General features: G+C 54.4%; 13 protein-coding genes. 4 read left to right on the top strand and 9 right to left on the bottom strand.

The window, feature by feature from the left end:
• Positions 1 to 125: 125 nt before the first annotated feature.
• Entirely contained in the window at positions 126 to 1,064 is a 939-nt protein-coding gene (locus NST08_RS06775; RefSeq protein WP_028404518.1) for a LysR family transcriptional regulator, read from the bottom strand.
• 119 nt (positions 1,065 to 1,183) lie between these two features.
• Between NST08_RS06775 and NST08_RS06770 the strand changes: the two genes are divergently transcribed.
• Positions 1,184 to 2,575 (top strand): MFS transporter, encoded by a 1,392-nt coding sequence (locus tag NST08_RS06770; RefSeq protein WP_341034177.1) that lies wholly within the window; start codon positions 1,184 to 1,186, stop codon positions 2,573 to 2,575.
• A gap of 243 nt (positions 2,576 to 2,818) precedes the next feature.
• Here the strand turns inward: NST08_RS06770 and NST08_RS06765 are convergent, their stop codons facing one another.
• The 4 genes from NST08_RS06765 to NST08_RS06750 form a co-directional block, all read right to left on the bottom strand.
• Positions 2,819 to 4,681 (bottom strand): ABC transporter ATP-binding protein, encoded by a 1,863-nt coding sequence (locus NST08_RS06765; RefSeq protein WP_341034178.1) that lies wholly within the window; start codon positions 4,679 to 4,681, stop codon positions 2,819 to 2,821.
• Positions 4,662 to 6,407 carry an ABC transporter ATP-binding protein gene (locus NST08_RS06760; protein ID WP_341035051.1) on the bottom strand — a complete coding sequence of 582 codons (1,746 nt, stop codon included), beginning with the start codon at positions 6,405 to 6,407 and terminating at the stop codon, positions 4,662 to 4,664. The genes NST08_RS06765 and NST08_RS06760 overlap by 20 nt, the downstream gene beginning before the upstream one ends.
• A 514-nt stretch (positions 6,408 to 6,921) precedes the next feature.
• The gene (locus tag NST08_RS06755; protein WP_144878433.1) at positions 6,922 to 7,938 is read right to left on the bottom strand and encodes a C45 family autoproteolytic acyltransferase/hydolase; all 1,017 of its coding nucleotides are present in this window, start codon (positions 7,936 to 7,938) and stop codon (positions 6,922 to 6,924) included.
• Positions 7,939 to 8,064: 126 nt separating this feature from the next.
• Positions 8,065 to 9,552, bottom strand: coding sequence for an alpha/beta hydrolase (locus NST08_RS06750; protein ID WP_034272709.1), 1,488 nt, complete (start codon positions 9,550 to 9,552; stop codon positions 8,065 to 8,067).
• A 179-nt stretch (positions 9,553 to 9,731) separates the two neighbouring features.
• Here NST08_RS06750 and NST08_RS06745 point away from each other — a divergent pair, with 179 nt between their 5' ends.
• From NST08_RS06745 to NST08_RS06735, 3 genes are all read left to right on the top strand, one after another.
• Entirely contained in the window at positions 9,732 to 10,469 is a 738-nt protein-coding gene (locus NST08_RS06745) for a response regulator transcription factor (protein ID WP_028404515.1), read from the top strand.
• The gene (locus tag NST08_RS06740) at positions 10,466 to 11,923 is read left to right on the top strand and encodes a HAMP domain-containing sensor histidine kinase (RefSeq protein WP_028404514.1); all 1,458 of its coding nucleotides are present in this window, start codon (positions 10,466 to 10,468) and stop codon (positions 11,921 to 11,923) included. Before NST08_RS06745 ends, NST08_RS06740 begins: the two co-directional genes overlap by 4 nt.
• Before the next feature lie 185 nt (positions 11,924 to 12,108).
• Entirely contained in the window at positions 12,109 to 15,564 is a 3,456-nt protein-coding gene (locus NST08_RS06735; RefSeq protein WP_251537110.1) for a copper amine oxidase N-terminal domain-containing protein, read from the top strand.
• 155 nt (positions 15,565 to 15,719) lie between these two features.
• On the opposite strand, the gene NST08_RS06730 is transcribed toward NST08_RS06735, so the two are convergent.
• The 4 genes from NST08_RS06730 to NST08_RS06715 form a co-directional block, all read right to left on the bottom strand.
• Positions 15,720 to 17,666, bottom strand: a complete 1,947-nt coding sequence (locus tag NST08_RS06730) for a PAS domain S-box protein (RefSeq protein WP_251537111.1) — start codon at positions 17,664 to 17,666, stop codon at positions 15,720 to 15,722.
• 83 nt (positions 17,667 to 17,749) lie between these two features.
• Positions 17,750 to 18,649: a hypothetical protein gene (locus tag NST08_RS06725; protein WP_341341621.1), complete on the bottom strand. Its 900-nt coding sequence runs from the start codon at positions 18,647 to 18,649 to the stop codon at positions 17,750 to 17,752.
• A 30-nt stretch (positions 18,650 to 18,679) separates the two neighbouring features.
• Complete coding sequence (locus tag NST08_RS06720) at positions 18,680 to 19,441, bottom strand: SDR family oxidoreductase (RefSeq protein WP_186311102.1); 762 nt, start codon at positions 19,439 to 19,441, stop codon at positions 18,680 to 18,682.
• Complete coding sequence (locus NST08_RS06715) at positions 19,425 to 19,805, bottom strand: MerR family transcriptional regulator (protein WP_144878428.1); 381 nt, start codon at positions 19,803 to 19,805, stop codon at positions 19,425 to 19,427. Before NST08_RS06715 ends, NST08_RS06720 begins: the two co-directional genes overlap by 17 nt.
• Between the last annotated feature and the right edge of the window lie 43 nt (positions 19,806 to 19,848).

Raw genomic sequence — 19,848 nt, 5'->3', positions numbered from 1 at the left:
TTCGCTTTACGTTCCGATTGCGGCTCCGTCTTTTCAGCGCCTGGACCTAATCCTGCCTCTGCCCCGCTGGTTATATTGGGATAAATCAATTATTGCAGCTGCCGGCACGGCTGGGGCTGCTCCATTTATTGCAGCTGCCGGAACGCCTGCGTTTGCTCCATCCGCTCTTGCTCCACCGGCTCCTGCAGCTCATTAAAATAGTCGACGAGAAATTGCCGAAACCGCAGCGCGGCCTTGGACAAATACCGCTGTTCCAGCCAAGCTATGGAGAAGGTTCGGTGGCAGGAGGGAGATTCGATGCGCAGCATGGAATACGGCGGCTTGTCATCCCCTTTGCATCCGGGCACAAATGCGAGCCCCAGCCCGGCTGACACCAGGCTGTTAAGGGCTGCCGGTTCATCCACTTCGCAGACGACCTCTCGGCGGATCCCCGCCGACTCGCAAAACTCATCATTCATTTTACGGAACGGATGTCCCTCCTTGTACTCGATGAAGGCTTCGCCCGAGAGCTCCTGGAGCGAGATGCACTCGCGTCCTTCCAGCCGGTGTCCTGCAGGTACAGCCAGATACACCTCTGCTTGCAGGACAGGCATTTCCCGGATTTTAGCTTCCTCCAGCGATGCTGCTATAAAGCATAAATCCACCTCGCCGTTCTCCAGCATCCCCACCATATCCAACATGGCATTCGGGGGAATTTGGACGACTCGAAAGTTCACCTCCGGATAAGCGGTACGGAACGCGCCCAGCGCCTTCGAAAGCCGGTTTAAGGCCGTTGTCGCCAAGCGAATGCTCCCGCGCTCCATTCCCGCAAGGTCCGTCACTTCGCGCCGCCCCTCCTCCAGCGCCGACAAGGCGGTTTCCACGCTTTTCAGAAACGCTTTACCGAACGAATTAAGCTTAATCTGCCGATTCTGCCGGTCGAAGAGCGGAACGCCCAGATCCTCTTCCAGGCGGGCAATCGTCTTACTCAGGGCAGGCTGGGCGATTCGCAGCTCCTTGGCGGCGTTGGTCATATGCTCCATCCGGGCCACGGTCTGAAAATATTGAAGCTGAAGCAGTTCCATGATGAATCAACCTCTCTTTCCATAACCTTTAGTATATGAATGCATAACTTAACATATATTTTTATTTATTAACTATCGATTGTAAAATAAATCGTAATCAAAGGAAAGGGGGAATCGATATGCACGTCGATCCCGAAAGACCCCATGCTAATCAATTGATACGCATTTTGGCGTTTACGATGGTTCTCTCATCCATGAGCGCAACGATGTTTAACATCGTCCTGCCTGAAATGAGCAAGGACTTTCAGTTATCCTTTGCGCAGGTCAGCTGGGTGTCTTCGATTTATATGCTCATCTATGCCATCGGCTCCGTCATATACGGCAAGCTTGCCGATACGTATAAATTGAAAAATCTGCTTACGTTCGGCTTGCTGCTGTTCTTCGTCGGCTCCATGGTCGGTTTGGCATCGCAGGCTTACTGGATGGTGCTTCTCGGCCGCATCCTGCAAGCCTCCGGCGCTGCGGTCATCCCCGCCACCGCGATGATTATTCCGGTACGTTACTTTCCGGCGGAGACCCGCGGTCGGGCGCTCGGGATTACCGCTACGGGACTCGCCATCGGCAGCGCCATCGGCCCGATCGTATCGGCGCTCATGGTAAGCGTGTTTCATTGGCGTTGGCTGTTCTTCATCCCGCTAGTCATCTTGTTTACGCTCCCGTTGTACCATAAATATTTGGGCGATGAGCAGGGGCAGGGCGGCAAGATTGACTGGCTTGGCGGCGGTCTGCTCGCCGGAACGGTTGCCCTGCTGCTGCTGGCCGTTACCCAAGGCGGCTGGATCTATGCCACAGGCAGCCTCATCCTGTTCATTCTATTCGTGATTCGCATCAAAGCGGCTAAGACGCCATTCGTCCAGCCCCGCCTGTTCCGCAACGCCGGCTACTCCGTCGGCTTAACGCTCGGCGTATTCATTGTGAGCATCGGCTACGCCCTTCCGTTTTTGACGCCTCAGCTGCTCGCCGACGTTCATCGGCTTGAGCCTGGCTGGATCGGATTCATTATGGTACCGGGTGCCGTCCTTACGGCATTTCTTGGGCGGACCGGAGGCAAACTGGCGGATACGAAAGGAACCTCTTACCTGTTCTATGCCGCTTCATCGCTGCTTATCGCCGGATTTGTGCTGCTGTCCTCCTTCGCCTGGGTGTCCCCGATTGGGATCGCGCTGATTCTGATTCTCGGCAATGTCGGCCAAATGTTCATGCAAATTTCGCTGTCGAAGACGATCTCACTGTCCTTGCCGAAAGAGCAGACCGGGGTCGGCATGGGACTGTTCTCCCTGCTGAACTTTCTATCGGGAGCGATCGCCACGGGGATCTACGGGAAGGCTGTTGATGTAGGAGCCACGCATGCCTGGAATCCGCTCAATACAGACCAAGGCGCTTCCACCTACAGTAACATCTATGTCATTCTGGCGGCTGTGCAGCTCGGCATCCTGCTGCTGTACGCCGTACAGTTCGGACGGAACGCCCGGCGTACTCCGGAGCTTCAGGCAACAGGATCCAAGGGATAACGGCGAAGCTCTGGGGCAGCCGGCCACCAAATACGCTGCTGGGATTGTTCCTTCGATTGCAAACGGACAGCGCAGGATAGGACTAGTACTAACCGTCAAAAGGCATTAAAAAAATACCACCGGATGCTTAGAGCGAATATAATACTTCGCCCGTTAACGTCCGGTGGTATTGCTTTGCTTTTGCTTTTGCTGTGTGCTTTTCGAACCTGTATTCGCATCGTTCGCAGACTGCACGCAGAGCCTTTACATTGCCGCCCGCTTCAATTGGCTGTGATACAGCTCGCTGTAGAAGCCGCCCTGCTTCAGCAGCTCGTCATGGGTGCCCTGCTCCAGCAGGCGCCCATCCTTCAGCACGAGAATCCGGTCTGCCGAGCGGATCGTGTTAAGACGGTGCGCGATGACAAAGCTTGTTCTCCCCTTCATCAAGCGCTGCAAGCCCTCCTGGATTTTGATCTCCGTGACGGTATCGATGCTGCTCGTCGCTTCATCCAGCACCAGCATCGAGGGATTGGCCAAGATCGCACGCGCAATCGCAAGCAGCTGCTTCTGTCCCTGGCTGATTCCGCTTCCGTCCGGCTTAAGCATTTTGTCGTAGCCGTCCTTCATCCGCATAATAAAGGAATGCGCATTCGCCAGCTTGGCCGCCTCTTCAACCTCTTCGTCGGTCGCATCCAGCCGTCCGAAGCGGATATTCTCCCGGATGGTTCCCTGGAATAGGAATGAATCCTGGAGCACGAAGGCCATTTGCGAACGCAGACTCTCCCTGCGTATGGTGGACAGGTCCCGGCCGTCCAGCGCAATCCGGCCGCTGTCCGGATCATAGAAGCGGGACAGCAGCTGGATCAGGGTTGTCTTGCCGGCGCCTGTCGGGCCGACAAGCGCGATCATCTCGCCGGGCTTGGCCTCGAAGCTGATGCCTTCCAGCGTGTCCCCTCCTTTTTCATAAGAGAACGAAACATTCTCGAAGGCTACGGCCCCGTCGACATGCGTTAACGTAACGGCTGCCCCTTCATCCTTCGCCTCGACTTCCTCGTCCAGCACTTCGAATACCCGCTCTGCCCCTGCAATCGCCGACAGCAGCGTATTCCACTGGTTCGCCAAATCGTTCAGCGGTCTTGTGAACTGTCTGGCATAGCTTTCGAAGATAATGATCGTGCCGATCGAAATATAGCCCTTGATGGCCATAATGCCGCCGATTCCCGCTACGATCGCAAAGCTGAGGTTGTTCAATCCGTTCATCAGCTTCGGAATGAAGCCGGAAATGCTCTGCGCCCAGAAGCCGGATAACCGAATCCGCTTGTTGCGCTCATTAAATTCCCGGATTACCCGCTCTTCCTGGGAGAATGCCTTGATCACCCGCTGGCCGGACAGCGTTTCCTCGATATAGCCGTTCAGATCGCCGAGATTGCGCTGGCGCTCCTTGAACAGCGGCCCCGTCCGCCGGGTGATCCAGCGCATCCCCAGCACCATGAGCGGAACGACCAGGAATGTCAGCAGCGTCAGCAGCGGACTGAGCCACAGCATGACGGTCAGCGTTCCGGCCAGCGTCAGCACGCTCGAGAAGATTTGAATGGCCGAGCTGTTCAGCGTCGAGCTGACATTCTCGATATCATTGGTCAGACGGCTCATAATTTCGCCCTGCTGCCGTTTGCCGTAGAACGGAATCGGCAGCCGGTGCAGATGCGTGAACAATTCCATGCGCATCCGGTATACGGTCTCCTGGGCGATCCCGATCATCCAGACGTTATGAAGCCAGGTCGTCAGGGCCTGCAGAATGTAGACGGCTGCCAAGCCGATCAGGAAGTAAATCCAGCCCGAATCGTAGGGGGCCTCCTCCGGCCCTTTCAGACTGACCAAGAACTCATCCACGCCGATCCCAAGCAGATAAGGGCCCAGGAGGGACAGTCCCGAGCTTAGCATGACCATCAGCAGCACCAAAGCCAGCTTGCCCTTGCGCCGGGCAAGATAGGACCAGATTCTGGCCAGCGTGCCTGACATGTTTTTGGCCTTTGCCTTCGGTTTGCGGCCTGACGCGCCGTCCGTTCCTTTCCCCAAATCCAGCTGAGGTCTCGGATGGCGGAACGGTTCAATGAATGCCTTGAGCATGCTTCCCGGCCTCCTCTCCATATTGGGATTCATAGATGCGGCGATACAGCGGAGAGCTTTCCATCAAGGTTTCATGGTTCCCTTTTCCGATGAGGCGCCCATCGTCGAGCAGCAGAATGAGATCGGCCGAAGTCGTAGAGCTGATCTTCTGCGTAATGATAAACGTCGTGCAGGATAGATCCTTCAGCGCATCCAGCAGCGCCGCTTCGGTACGCACATCCAGCGCGCTCGTGCTATCGTCCAGGATGAGAATTGCCGGCTTGCGGACAAGCGCCCTGGCAATCGACAGCCGCTGCTTCTGGCCGCCCGACAGATTGACCCCGCGCTGACCGAGCATCGTGTCATATCCGCTCGGCAGCCGTTCGATCGTATCGTGAATTTGCGCGCGCCTCGCAGCCTCCTGAATCTCCTCCAGCGTGGCGTCTTCACGGCCCCAGGCGATATTCTCCCGCACCGTGCCCGAGAACAGCAGAACCTCCTGCGGAACATAACCGATGCTGCCGCGAAGATGATCGGCCAAGATCGAGCCGACATCCATGCCGTCCACCTTAACCGTGCCCTGATCCGGCTCATACAGCCTCGGAATGAGCTGAACGAGAGAGGATTTACCGGAGCCGGTCGCCCCCATGATCGCAATGCGCTCACCTGCCCGGGCCCGGAAGGAAATATCCGTCAGCACATCGATATCGCTCCCGGGATAGCTGAAGCTGACTTGCTCAAACTCGACGGCCCCTTCGATCCGCTTCATTGCGGATCGTTGGCCGTTCTCCTGATCGGCTTCCCGGTCTTCCGTCTGCAGAACCTCCTGCGCCCGCTGCGCGGAGGCGCGTCCGCGGGAGAACGCGACCACGATCCAGGACAGCGCCGACATCGCTCCGATGCAGCGAAGAGAGTAGTTGATGACGGCAACCACTTCGCCGACGCTTGCGCTTCCCGCCGCGATATCGCTGCGTCCGAACCACAGCACGGCCATAATTCCGGCGTTCATCACGAGCAGGATGAAGGGCATCGTGATCTCCGTAAGCCGCAGCGTCGACACGGTCGTGCTCATCAGCTCGCCCGACGTCCGGGCAAAGCGTTGAATCTCGTGCCCCATGCGAACGAACACGCGAATCAGGCGGATGCCGGTCAGATTCTCCTGGATGACGCCGTTGACGGCGTCCAGCTTCTGCTGTACGGTACGGAACGCATCGGCTGCCCGTCTCATCATCCAGGCGATAAAGATGAACAATGCCGGAACCGTCAGCACCAGCAGCACGCCCAGCTTTGCATTGACGACCAGCGCCATGATAATGCTTCCCGTCACCAGCAGCGGCACGCGGCTCATGAACCGCAGCGCCATGAACACGGTCTCCTGGATTTGGGTCACGTCTCCCGTCAGCCTCGTTATAAGCGAGGAGGTGGCGAACCGGTTAAACAACGAATAGGAGAAGGATTGAACCTTGTCATACAGCTTGTCCCGAAGATCATAGCCCAGCCCCTGGCTCGTATGCGCGGCAAAGAAGGAGCTCGCAATGCCGGCAATGAAAGCGATGCCAGCACTGCCCAGCAGGACGCCTCCCCACATCCATACGACCGGGAGATCTCCTTTCTGGATGCCGTCGTCGATAATTTTGGAGATGAGCAGTGGCTGAATCAGCTCCACGGTAAGCTCGATCAGCATCATGACGAGTGCGGCAATCGCGGCAACGCGGTATTTTTTCAAAATCGAGAAGACCATTCCCATAAGCAATTCCTCCGAAGCCGAAGACCGGGATGTTCGATTCATGATGATGTTCCCACCAGGGTCTTCCTGTAGTCGCAAATTTTGTTTCGTATCAGAGCTCGAATATGTACATTATAATATAATTTCACCTGGAACTAGCCGGCTGAACGAAAAAATATAACATTCATTTTCTAAGGCAGCAGGAGCCCGCAGTTAATCATGAGACCAACAACGAAAAAAAGCGCTCCTCCCGATTTAGAAAGAAGCGCTTTAGATGGTAACCGCCACCGATCGGCTTCCCTTCATGGTTCCATGAAAGCCGCTCTATCCTCCGGCGTCAGTTTCGAGACTAATGCCGACGGGGCCCGTTCCGTATAGCTGACCGATTGAACGATCCACCGTCCCTCCACCATCGCGTATGCGGCCGTAGCAGGCCTTCATCCCGGTGACGATGCTCACTGGTCCCCTTATCCGGGTCACCGCCTGACAATACCGTTAAGTAAGGATCCATGAGCTTGACCTCTCTCGCATCGCTTTATTCCTTTTGACCGTCGATACGCCCCGTAAGCTCCCGAGCCTCGATATCTTTACCCTGAACCCATTCCCGGAAGGAAAACTCGAGCGGATGGCCTTGCGCCAGGGAAGTTAATACGACGCCGTCCTCATACGAATACGCGAAGGTGTGAAGCGTTCCGAAGAGCTGGTCGTAATCCGTGAAGAATAGCGGGGATTGCCGGTTCTTAAATATGTCGAAGGCTTCCGCGGCAGTTAACCGCTCCGGATCCAAACTTTCGAGGTAGCGTTTCCGGCGAAGGGAATGCTCAATGGACGGGCGGTTACGGCCCGTTAGCGTTTCATAATGGTTCACGCAAGCCATCGCCTCCTCGCCAGTACGGATGAGCACTTGATCCGGGCTTGCTTCGGCAATCGCCATGCTGCCATGCGCATCCCCGATCGAAAAGTTGTAACACGCCGCATGCGGAATGCTCCGCAGCATGTCGGCGGCCTCCTCTACGGTCGCGCAGGACTCGAGAACCATCCGCACGCTGATCCAAGGGGACACGCCCGTCCGGTATCCTTCGAAGCTGACAAAATGCAAGCCGGCGGCGAGTCCCTTCTCATTGACGCCGTCATGCCTGCCGATCCCTTGCAAATTGTAGCCGGCCGTCGCATAGCCTTGGCCTGTTTGGGACAGCGTAAACAGTCCGTCATAGAACTCAGGGGCAAAATCATAATTTCTGGCGTAAAACCCGCGGGTCATCAGGGCAGAGCAGCCCATCGCAGCAATCTTCGGCACATCGTATCCGCTGAATAAAGCGGCTGCCCTGCCGAACGGAAGCTTCAGCCCCTCCGCCAGCCCCTCAAGCTCTTCCAGCAGCACCGGAGCAAACGTGCGGTAAATGCCGCGCATCCGGTCTGTATCAATCTCCGGCTTGGTCATCGCTTCGAACGCTTGCACAATCGAATGTCCTTGCAGGCTGCGGCCCAAGCTGTATCCGTTGGCACGGGCATCCTCCCGAAGCTGCAAAATGCGGACGTGATACTCCGACATTTCAATCCCCCTTGTCACATTCCATTTGGAAATAAAATCCTGATTCCATTATAGATGAATGGGGTTCATTCTTACTATCAAAAACTCCAGCCCGGCATGTCACCATGCTTGGCTGGAGTTGAAAATTTACGGTCGGATCAGTCCCGGCAGGCTGAGCGCGGTCTTTTCAACCGAGGCGCCCGGATCGCCTTTCACATATTGATCGAAAAAGGCCTCGGACAGCGCGTTGATCGAGCTGTGCATCTGCCTTGGCTCCGCACCCTTGGGCGGAAGCAGCGGGGAGAACAGGTAAAAATCCGTAAAGCTCATATGGTTCGCATGGGCAAATATGATCGTATGCGCTTCACCCGACTCCGCGCGGCTTCGGCGTTCGACCGACTCGGCCCAGAACTGCTCGTAATCCTCCCGGCTGCGGCCGGAAGACGCCATCGCCCGGTCCAGCGATTGTTCAAATACGGCACGGTCGATGCTTAGCTCAGCATTCATCTGCATATACGGCTTGCCAAAGCCGCCTTCCGGCACCGGCTGTCCGTATAGGGTTCCGTCCATATTCAGTGCGGCCTTCACCCGGCTGTCCGCCAGCAGCATTTGCGCCGCGGTCGCCCCGCCGAACGAGTGGCCGAACATGCCGATCTTGTCCATGTCGAGCCGCCCGGACAAGAACCCTGAAGCGGCAGGCCCGCTCATCCGCTCCAGCTCGTCCAGGACAAATTTCGCATCCTCCACCCAGAGCCGGCTCTTCTCCTCGTAGGCATCAAAGCCCGATAAATTGCCAAGCTTGAGCATGGCGGTCCGGTCCGGGAACACGACGGCGGCGGCGTCATAGGCATGGTCGATGCCGACCACGATATATCCCCGGCTGGCAAGCTCCGTTACCTGAAACGTGTTCTGGTTCCGAAAGCCGGAAAGCCCGTGAGAGAAGAGCAGCACGGGATATCGCTCCTGATCCCGGGATACTTCCGCATCCTGCATGGCATAAGGCTGCACATACTTTAGCTGGCTCAGCAGGAACGGAGGCATTGAAATCGACTGGCGCAGGCCTTCCAGAACAATCGGCAGATGCTCGATGTATGGCGCCTTGCCGCTGCCTGTGCCGGCTTCCGCCGGATACCAGATTTGAATCATGAGCCTGCGCCGATCCGCCCGATCCTCCGTAGCCGGCTCTTCCCTTCGTTTATCCTCCAGCATCAATGTCGTTGTTCCGACCTTGTACGTTCCTTGCGGTTCGGCAAACGTGAACACCGGCAGAAGCGACGGCAGGGCAGCCGACAGGATGGCATACAGGCATAATACCAAAGCGATCATCAAACGCTTGAATCCGCGAAGCCGTGGGCGCGGATTATCGCTCATGTCCGAGGCTGCGTTCCTTGTCTTCTTGCGCGAAGTCCCGGCATGATACAACGCCATTCCCCCTGCAGCCAGGCTGGCGGCATAAACCGGCAACATCTGCCAGCGGTATCCTTCCGCGAATATTTGCGCGATGCTTAATGCTGCGCTCAAGGCCGCGGCCCAGGAGCAGAAGCTAACCGGGCGGCGGCGTTTTCGCGATAGCATGACGCATCCGATGACGATAGCGAGATTCGTGATCCATAGTGCCGTTTCGAGTGTACGCATAAACATCCTCCAATCGTTGTCATGTCCTCAGCGTATCATTCCTGCCTGTAGCCTGACTGTCGGGAACCTTACATTATCCTTACATTTCCCCCAAGCCGATGCCTGAACCGATCGTTACGGTGTATAGTTCTATATAGAGCAAGCGGCTAGGCCGTCGATGATTGAAAGGAAGAAACCAAGTGGAACCTTATGCGAAACCAAGCGAAGAACGTACAATCTTAATCGCCGATGACGAAGCGGACATCACCGAGCTGCTGCGGCTGTTCCTTGAGCGCGAGCACTATCGCGTACTGGAAGCATCCAGCGGCCGGGAAGCGTGGAATCTGCTGCAGCGAGAGCGGATCGACCTTGCAGTGATCGACATCATGATGCCGGAGCTGGACGGTTATCAGTTGATCGCGCGCATCCGTGAGAAGCTCAGGCTGCCCGTCATTATTTTGTCGGCCAGGAGCGGAGATGTCGATAAAGTTACCGGGCTTGGGCTCGGGGCGGACGATTTCATCTCCAAGCCGTTCAGTCCGATCGAAGTCGTGGCGAGAATCAAGGCGCAGCTAAGGCGGTTTTACGATCTTAAGGGGGCGGAGCCGCTTCGGGCGGCTGAACCGCTTCGGACCGTAAACGGACCGCTGGTTCTGGACCATGAAGCCTGCGTGTTGTACAAACGGGGCGTGACGATTACGCTCGGGCCGCTGGAGTACAAGCTGCTCAAGCTGTTGATGGAGGCGCCGGGCCGGATATTCACGAAGCGTCAAATATATGAGAGCGTATGGAACGAGCCGTATCTGGAAGACAGCAATACGGTCATGGTCCAGATCAGCAGGCTGAGGGATAAGCTGGAGGACGATCCGCGGGAGCCGCAGTTTTTGATCACGGTTAAAGGGCTCGGCTATAAGCTGAGCGCAGAGGATGCTCTATGATGACGAAGCGCCGAAGCGTACATGCGAGCCTGATGATCAATTATGCGCTGTTCTCCGTCATCCTCGGGATCATCGGATTTCTGGTGTATGACGGCATGTATGATGCCCGCGACGCCTATGTAAACCGAACGCTGCCCATGGTGGAAGCGGACCGTCTGGTCCGGGAGGATTGGGAGAGCATCCCTTACGAGACCGTGGAGTCTTTCGGAGGGTACATCCAGGTGCTGGATCAGCGCTTGAATGTCGTTTTTGCGAGGGGCAAAGGGGCCGGGGAAGCCCAAACCTCCTATTCGGAGGAAGAACTCTACGCCTTGTTCTACGAAGGAAACCGGTCGGACTACCATTCCCTCGCCCCTTTCCAATCATCGGGCGAAGAATATCGGCTGCTTGTAACGATACCGGACGGGGCGGTCAAGAAGGAAAGCCGCCTGGTGAAGACGACCGCGGACATCACCGATGCGTTTACGGGAATATTGCTGCGCGGCCTGCTGTGGTTCGCCGCTGCATTTCTGTTTAGTTTATGGCTGTACGGACGGTTGACCGCGCGGAAGTTTACGAATCCGTTAGCGGACGTATCCCGGGGTCTTGAACGGATCGCCGAAGGAGGGGGCGGGGAGCGGCTCCGTTATAACGCCAGCAAGGAGCTGATGCAGCTTCGGCATCATTTCAACCGGATGGCGGACAGGCTTGAGCAGGCGGAGTCGGATAAGCGAAAGCTGGAACAAGAACGGATGCGGCTGATGATGGACATTTCGCATGACTTGAAAACGCCGATATCCACGATCCAGGGATATGCGGAGGTGCTGCAGCTCGGCATGGAAGAGGATCCGGAGCAGCGCCGGAAATATGCCGGCCGGATTCATGCCAAGTCGAAACTGATCGCTTCCCTCGTGAACGACCTGTTTGAACTGACGAAGCTGGAGAGCGCGGATATGCCTTTTGAGCCTCAGCCAGGGGATTTTGCCGAGCTGTGCCGCACGACGGCCGCCGATCTGTACGATTCGTTCGAGCGGAAGGGAATCGGCTTCGACATCCGCATTGCCGATAAGCCGGTCAAACTGTCCTATCAGGATGATCTCATGCGCCGGGCGCTCACGAATACATTGGCGAATGCTCTGAAATACAATCCGCCAGGCGCGAGCGTCTGGCTGGAGCTCGAGGCGATGCCTGACGGCGCGCTGCTGACCGTAGGCGACAATGGCCCGGGAATTTCCGAGAACGTGAGACACTCGGTGTTCGAGCCGTTCGTTCGCGGAGATCGTGCCCGGAAAAGCGACGGAGGCAGCGGACTCGGATTATCCATCGCGAAGAGCGTGGTTGAGCGGCATGGCGGAAGGATATGGCTGGATCCGGACGCGGAAGGCACGGTCATTCGGATCCGGTTATTCCGGGAGTCCATGAACGGTCTGGACGAGCCGCGGGCGAAAATGATACACCGTGGAGTAAGCAAGTGACGGCCTGCTGAACCATGCTTCAGGAAGGGAGATGCCTTACGATACAAGGGCTTTCCCCCTTTGAGCGCTGCCAGGTGCAAAAAAATATTTACGCTGCCGACGTTAACCATGAAACTTTATTCCGGGCGAATGCGTCATATTGTAGAGGAAAATAATAACAAGATTGAATTCAGGAGGTTGAGTGTGTGAAAAGAATATGGACTGCCTTGCTAGCAGCTATACTCATTGTTCCATTCCTATTCCAGTCACAGGCACAGGCGGCAGTTAATATCAGCGTCGTGATCGACGGCGTCCGCTTGAAAACGCCGCAAGCGCCGGTCATGATTCAAGGGCGGGTCATGCTGCCGATGCGGGTGATCTTCGAAGCGCTGGATGCATCCGTGAAATGGAATCAGAAGACGAAAACGGTCACGGCCGTGAAAGACGGCACCACCATCGTGCTGAAGATCAACTCCAAAACGGCTACGATTAATGGCAAGACCGTATCTTTAGACGTTCCGGCGAAAAACCTGAAGGGCAACACGATGGTTCCGGTCCGCTTCGTCAGTGAATCGCTCGGCGAGAAGATCGGCTGGAACTCCAGAACCAAAACGGTTACCATTACCACGTCTTCGGAACCGGATATCGGATTTACGGGAGTTAACCACGTAACCCTCCGGGATATCGGCAACGCCGGAGACGGACGCGATCTGTCGGTCAGCTTCTCCAAATCCTCTACGGAGTCGCAGGTTTCGCATTATCGCGTGTTTATCGTGAAGCAATCCCAGTCACTCAGCCTTGCCGAAGCACAGCGCCTGCCTTCGACGGCCTACACGTCAGTGCTTCCGACCGGCTCGGATCTCACCCGAACCCTCTCAGCCAGTACGACGGATACGAATGGAGATTTGATCCGAAATAATCAGCCGTATAAGGCGTATGTGCTGACCGTAGGGAATACTAGCGGCAACTATGCGTTGTCCCCTGCTTCCCCGTCACTGACGCTGACGAATTCGAATGCAGTCGCTGCGGCGACAAATGTGAAGGCCAGCGACGTCAGCAATTACGGCGATGGCCGCGATCTGTCGGTTAGCTTTACCCGCGCTCAGAGTGAAAGCAACATTTCGAATTACCAGGTGTTTGTCGTGAAATCCAAAGACGCAGCAAAATTCGACCTGGCAGCAGCGAAGGCGGTAGCTAGCACGAACTACACAACCGTCAATAAGTCCAGTTCAAGCAATACGACCCTGACAACGGGCTTCAGCTCCACGTCAAGAGACACGTCGGGCGAATATATCCGCAGCGGCGTCGCTTATACGGTATTTGTTCTGTCCGTCAGCAGCAACGAGAGCGCAATCGCAAGCAAGCTGTCTTCCGGTTCGTCTTCGATTACGCTCAGCACAGGCACCACGACGGTTCCAAGCATCTCGCAGGTGACCGACGTGAGCGATTACGGCGACGGGCGCGACCTTCGCGTCAGCTTCAACCGGGTATCCAATGAGTCTTCCATCAGCGGCTACCGGATCTTCGTGGTCAAGGAGAGCGACTATCATAACTTCAGCGTGAGCCGGGCGAATGCCATCAATTCGAGCTCCTACTACACGAATGTCAGCAAATCAAGCAACAATACTCTCACGCTCGGCTCGGGAGCTCGGGACGTAGACGGCGCCTTGATTCGTAACGGCGTATATTACCGGGTGTTCGTAATGGCCCTCGATAATCATAGTCAGAGCAACAATGTTCTTTCCTCCGCTTCGAGTTCCATCATCCTGACGAACAACAGCTATCGTGTAGGAACGATCTCCAGCCTGTACGTCAGTGATGTAGGCAATTACGGAAACGGCCGGGATCTGGAAATTTCATTTAATCGGGCTTCGGACGAAAGCAATATTAGCCATTACCGGGTGTTTGTCGTAAAATCCTCGGATTATAACTATTTTGATTTAAGCAGAGCGGAAAACAACTCTTATTACACGCAAGTAAACAAAACCGGCTACAACAATTACAGGCTCAATCTGTCATCCGACAGCCGCGATGCTGACGGCGCATTGATTCGCAACGGCGTAAGCTACCGCGTATATGTTATGTCCTACGCATATTCGGGCAGCAATCACGCCCTGTCCTCTGCTTCATCGGCGATTACGCTCAGCGGTAACAATCAAAATGTCAGCCCGGTTTCGACGCCTGTAGTGGAAGACATCGGCGACAATGGCAACGGCAGCGACTTGAGAATTTCGTTCAATCGTCCTTCCGACGAGTATTACATCGACCACTACAGAGTATTTGTCGTGAAGTCTTCCAAGTCACTGTCATTAAACGATGCTACGTATAATCAATATTTCACAAGAGTGAACAAAAATTCGGGCTATTCCGTCCGTCTGGATTCGAACGCTCGAGATACAGATGGAGAATTGATTAAGAACGGCACGGGCTACCGCGTATACGTGCTGTCGGTCGGCACCTATGGCGTCAACGCCATTTCCCCGAGATCGAACGAGATCAAGCTTCAGGGCAAAACACAGGTCGGCACGGCAACCATCAGATCCGTTGAGGATGTTGGGAATAAAGGCGACGCCAGCGACATCAAGGTCAAATTCGACAAAGCAACCAACGAAACCAATATTTACGGATATCGCATCTTGATCGTTGAGGCTGGGGATGCCCAAAATTTCAAATTAGAGCAAGCTAACGCGGTACAAAATCAAGATCGATACGATTTCGTGCCTGTAGGTAATTCTTTTGATAACACTTTAAGACCAGGGACGAAGGACGTAAACGGCAAAGACATCCGCAACAAGGTGCCTTACCATGTGTTCGTCTTATCCGTTAGTAACGATGGCGGAAGCACCAATGCACTGTCCCAGCCATACGGTCCGATCGTGCTTGAGGGAACCGAAGTCGCCGTTCCTGCCGACGTGTATGCAGGAATTGAGGGCAACAACGGCAACGCCAGCGATATCAAAGTGAGATTTACCCCAGCAAATAATGCGGGCACTATAAGTGAATACCGCATCATGGTCGTACCTGATGCGAAAGCGTTCGGGGAAGCTGAGGCCAGCCTGGTTAAACAAGGAAACTACACACCAGTCGCGCCGCCGCAAGGACAATACGACAGCCTTTTGCCTGCTGAAACGAAGGATGTCGACGGCAACCCAGTCAAAGCCGGCAGCACTTACAGAGTCTTCATCCTTGTTGTCGCTGACGGAACCGTCTCGACCAAGAATAAGCTGTCGTCATCTTCACAGCCCTTTACGATTCCCTCCCCGACTCAGGTGACCGATGTAAAGGCCGAGCTGAACGGCACGGGAGATAAAGTGAAGGTGAGCTTTAAGAAGGCAGCGGATGAGCGCAATATTGGCGAGTACCGCGTCTTCATCGTAGCCAAAAGCGAAGTGAATAAATTCAAAGCTGACGATGCGAAGAATCACGTCTCCGGAAGCATTGCCGTAACCGGCAAAGACATCGCTGAAGAATTGACAACCAAGATCGATGATCTCAAAGATGCCAAGGGAGAAGCCATCAAGCCGGACACCGAATACGTTGTATTCGTTCTGTCAGCAGCAAAGGACACGAAGAAGCCGCTCTCGGCTACGGCTACCCAGGCTCCGGCATTGTCGGCACCGTCCAAAGCCTTTGTTATCAAGAAAACAACTACAACACCTTAAGCCTCCACATGAGGCTTATGCGATTAATATCGCAAGCAAGAAGGAGCTGTCCCCCGCGGTTGAAAAACCGCAGGAGACAGCTCCTTTAATGATCTTATAAGCTCGCCAAAATACCGGACGTTTTATCCTCATGGCCAAAAGGCTCGTTGCATCGGTTAAGCCGTCGAGCCGTCCGTGGAACTGTTCACTCGGATACTACGGAAAATGTCGATAACATCCGATACCGCCTGCATACTGACAGGCTTGCTCACATATTCATCCATGCCCATCGCCAAATACTTCTCGCGATCGCCCTTGATCGCGTGAGCCGTGACGGCGACAACATAAGGGCGCTTATCCGCAGGAGCACTTTGCTTAATGATTCTGGCAGCTTCCATCCCGTCCATGAACGGCATCTGAATATCCATGAATATCAAGTCATACGGATACTTCTTATAAGCCTCAACCGCTTCCAGCCCATTGGGGACAGTCTCCGATGAATAACCGAGCTTCTCGATGATTTTCTTTAGCACCAGCTGATTCACTTCATTGTCTTCCACAATCAAAATTTTGAAGGAATTGCCGTCTGCATCATCGAGCTCCTGAACCGGATTCTCCTCTCCTTCATTCACCGCAACCAAAGGGTACTTCAATTGAACGGTAAACGTAAAGACGGATCCGGTCTGCTTCGGATTCGGTTCATACCAGATTTCGCCGCCCATCAGCTCCACAAGCTTCTTGCAGATCGCCAGACCGAGACCGGTACCTTCCACTTGGCGGGTCATGTAATGATCCACCTGATAGAACGGCTCGAACAATTGGGGGACCTTCTCGCTTGGTACCCCAATCCCCGTATCGGTTACGGAGAATTGGATCAGCCCCGATCCATGGATGCTCTGAATACATGACACCGAGACGGAGACAGAGCCGGTCGGCGTAAATTTCACGGCATTGCTAAGCAGATTCATCAGCACCTGCCGCAGCTTTGTCATGTCACCGTACACTTGATCCTGAACATCGGGAGCTACCGAGGTGGTCACCTCAATATTTTTCTCAAGCGCCTTCGGGAGCATCAGGTTCATGGTTTCCGACAGCGTGTTTCGAAGACTGAAGGTTTCTTCGGACAGCTCGGTTCGGCCGGACTCGATCTTAGAGAAGTCCAGAATATCGTTAATAATATTCAGCAGTGTGGTGCCGCTCTTCTTGATGATCTGGACATATTCCCGCTGCTCCTCATCCAGATCGGTATCCAATATCAAATCCGTCATGCCGATTACGCCATTCATCGGGGTTCTGATTTCATGGCTCATCATGGCCAGGAACTCACTCTTGGCCTTGTTGGTTTTCTCGGCAGCCTCCTTCTCGATGATAAGCTTCTTCTGCTCGGTCATGTCCTTCGCGATAATGTAGAAACCGACATTCTTGTTATGAATAACGATCGGCGCCAAGGTGGCGAGCACCTCGACCATATGCCCGTCCTTGTGCCTGATCCCGTTGATCGATTTCTCGGCGGAGGTATAGTCGGCTGAATCGGAGAGCACCCGTCTCAAGTTGTGTTCTCCCATCAGAAGAGATATACGCTTTCCGGCCAATTCGGGAATCGTATATCCCGTAAGCTGCTCGGCCATCTGATTCCCGTTCATAATTTCCCCTTGGAGATTAAAGGAAATGATGGCGTCGTGATTATATTTTTTTAATGAGGTATATCGTTCGATACTTTCCTGAAGCTTCTGTTCGGCCACCTTGCTGTCGGTAATATCGACCATTTGCGAAATAAAAAACAGCGGGGTCTTGTCCTTCTCATCGCGCACGAGGGATACGTGAACAGAAGTCCAAATCCGTCTGCCGTCTTTATGCATAAATTGTTTTTCCAAGGCGACCGTCGGGACCTTCTCGCTTAAGGACTGAACCAGCTTCTCCGGACTATCGACGTTATCGGAATATATATAATCCGTAGCCGGCTGCTGCATCAATTCTTTCTCGGTAAATCCGAACATTTTGCATGCTGCCGGGTTAACACTGATCCAATTTCCTTCGATCGTAACTAGGGCAATGCCAATCGGAGCACTCTTGTATACATGCTCAAACAACGCTTGATGACCAAAAATGTTAGCTTCACTCATACTCGGCACCTCCTAATACCGAATATTATACATCAGCAGACAAAGAATAAGTCTTTTAATTTGGAGGTTTTTTTCTATGAATCTCATTCAAAAGTTTCTTCATCAATCCACGTTAAGTTCAAAAGGGTACTCTCCCCGTACTGCGGCGCCATCTGTTCACTATATGACTCCACTTCCTCAAAGGGAATGTTGAGCTGAACAGCCTCCTCTTCCAGCCCCATATCGATAAGCTCATTTGTCACCAGTTTCCGTATCTCCGGGTCATCGTACAGCAGCTGAGAGGTTTGAGCGTCACGGATAAACGCCAGTTTCGGCAGCCTCGGTGCTTTCAGAAAAAAAAGGCGAACCGATTCCAAATCCGTAGTTTCATCCGGTAGCAGCCGGACTCCCTCCACGGAATCATCCGGAGACCATCGCACAACTCCCAAGGGGGATTTGGTCGATAAGGCAATCTCCTCCGCCCGCTTTCGACTCAGCTCCGCAATATACCGGGGCATGTCGGGGATCGGCTCTATCGCAAATCGCTCCCGCAGCATCCGCTTAGCCTGCAATCTCTCCTCACTGTCGTATTCGGTCTCCCGCTGCTGCATATGCTCGCGTAAATCATCCGCAGCCCGAAAATGGTTGTACAGGATGATGTTGTCTGTATATACCACACGTAAAAAGTCACGGATGCTTGGGGCAACTAGCCATACTTCATCACCAATATCCATCGGGGATACGCAAACAATATAGGCCTGCTCCAAATCGGATACCGTCCCGAAGTCCGTTAGAAACCCATAGTGAATGCCGTCAACGCCCGCTGAGGCAAATGGAATGACATCCGGCGGCGTTGAGTTATATCTGAAACGACGGCCTTCCATAATCAGCCCCAAATGAAAATCCAGTGACAAGCCGTTGTCTTTCAGTTCCTCTTCAAACTTCAGCAGCTCCTTAATCGTCTCAGGAACGGCATACTTACCGTAATCTCCCCTATCATTCAATGCGATACCCTCCAATTGCTTTATAGTGGTTCACCAGGCAATCCTTCTCCGCTCTCGAAAGTATCCTCCGCTTGGGCCGGCATCATCAAGGGTAGCGAGCCATACGGCCGTATCCGCACCCTCCGCGACGGAGAGCGGGGCATCCGCTCCTCCCATATCAGTCCGAACCCGTCCCGGGCATACCGCATTTACCTTGATTCCGGTACCTGCCACCTCTTGGGAAACAAGACAGGTCATCGCATTCAGCATCGTCTTGGACATCCGGTAGGCGGACGATGCTCCCCCTAGCTTGAAGCCCGGATCCAAGCTGCCATCCATGATTTCGAATGCACCGAGGCCTGAAGATATGTTGACGATTCGACCATAGTCATGCAGCTTCATCAAAGGAATTGCAGCCTGGGTCATCCGCAGCGCGCCGAAGAAGTTCGTTTCGAAAGTAGCCCGTATCAGACGTTCTTCGACATCCAGGATCGAGATTCCTTGATCCAAAATGACCCCCGCATTGTTCACAAGCACATCCAGCCGTCCATATTCCGTCCGAACAAACGCCATCAGCCGTTCTGCCTCATCCGCTTGATCGATATCCAGCACATGCAGTGCCGCCCGGTGCCCCTCTGCATGCAGGTCTTGCACTGCCTGGCGCCCTTTCTCCTCATCCCGCGATGTCATGATAACAACGATTCCTTGGGCCCCCAGCTGGCGGGCGATTTCCTTGCCAATGCCCCGATTCCCTCCGGTAACGACGGCTACCCGATCCCTGGACGGATCAAAGTTTCTACTCACGGCTCCCATCTCCTTTACGTAAAATGCGTTCCCATCTCGCAATGCTCTGCTCCAAATGAGTCTTTGCCTGCTGCAGCTGCTCCATCCGGCGCGTGATTTCATCCAGCTTCTTTCTGCCCACTTCGATAGCGCTCGGCAGGCACTCCTGTTTGGGGCTGTCGTCAAAGGCGCATTCAAAAAAGCTCACAATCTCCTTTACCGTTAAGCCTAAGCCGAAATACATTTGAATCAGGCGGACCCGCTCGATATCGGATTCCGCATATTGACGGTAGCCATTGGCCGATCGATCAGGGTGCAGCAGCTCCTTTTCCTCATAATAACGAAGCGATCGGAGACTCACCCCGGTTTTATCCGATAATTCGCTGATATGCACATGCAGCAGCTCCTTTTTCGTTTCGATGTATTCGCATTGTAAA

The sequence above is a fragment of the Paenibacillus sp. FSL K6-1566 genome (assembly GCF_038050475.1).
GTDB lineage: Bacteria > Bacillota > Bacilli > Paenibacillales > Paenibacillaceae > Paenibacillus_AQ > Paenibacillus_AQ lactis.
This window is presented reverse-complemented; position numbering and strand designations above follow the sequence as displayed.

Excerpts from the sequence above, each read along its gene's own strand:
- NST08_RS06775 (WP_028404518.1), bottom strand. The coding sequence starts at position 1,064 with ATGGAACTGCTTCAGCTTCAATATTTTCAGACCGTGGCCCGGATGGAG.
- NST08_RS06770 (WP_341034177.1), top strand. The coding sequence starts at position 1,184 with ATGCACGTCGATCCCGAAAGACCCCATGCTAATCAATTGATACGCATT.
- NST08_RS06765 (WP_341034178.1), bottom strand. The coding sequence starts at position 4,681 with ATGCTCAAGGCATTCATTGAACCGTTCCGCCATCCGAGACCTCAGCTG.
- NST08_RS06760 (WP_341035051.1), bottom strand. The coding sequence starts at position 6,407 with ATGGGAATGGTCTTCTCGATTTTGAAAAAATACCGCGTTGCCGCGATT.
- NST08_RS06755 (WP_144878433.1), bottom strand. The coding sequence starts at position 7,938 with ATGTCGGAGTATCACGTCCGCATTTTGCAGCTTCGGGAGGATGCCCGT.
- NST08_RS06750 (WP_034272709.1), bottom strand. The coding sequence starts at position 9,552 with ATGCGTACACTCGAAACGGCACTATGGATCACGAATCTCGCTATCGTC.
- NST08_RS06740 (WP_028404514.1), top strand. The coding sequence starts at position 10,466 with ATGATGACGAAGCGCCGAAGCGTACATGCGAGCCTGATGATCAATTAT.
- NST08_RS06730 (WP_251537111.1), bottom strand. The coding sequence starts at position 17,666 with ATGAGTGAAGCTAACATTTTTGGTCATCAAGCGTTGTTTGAGCATGTA.
- NST08_RS06720 (WP_186311102.1), bottom strand. The coding sequence starts at position 19,441 with ATGGGAGCCGTGAGTAGAAACTTTGATCCGTCCAGGGATCGGGTAGCC.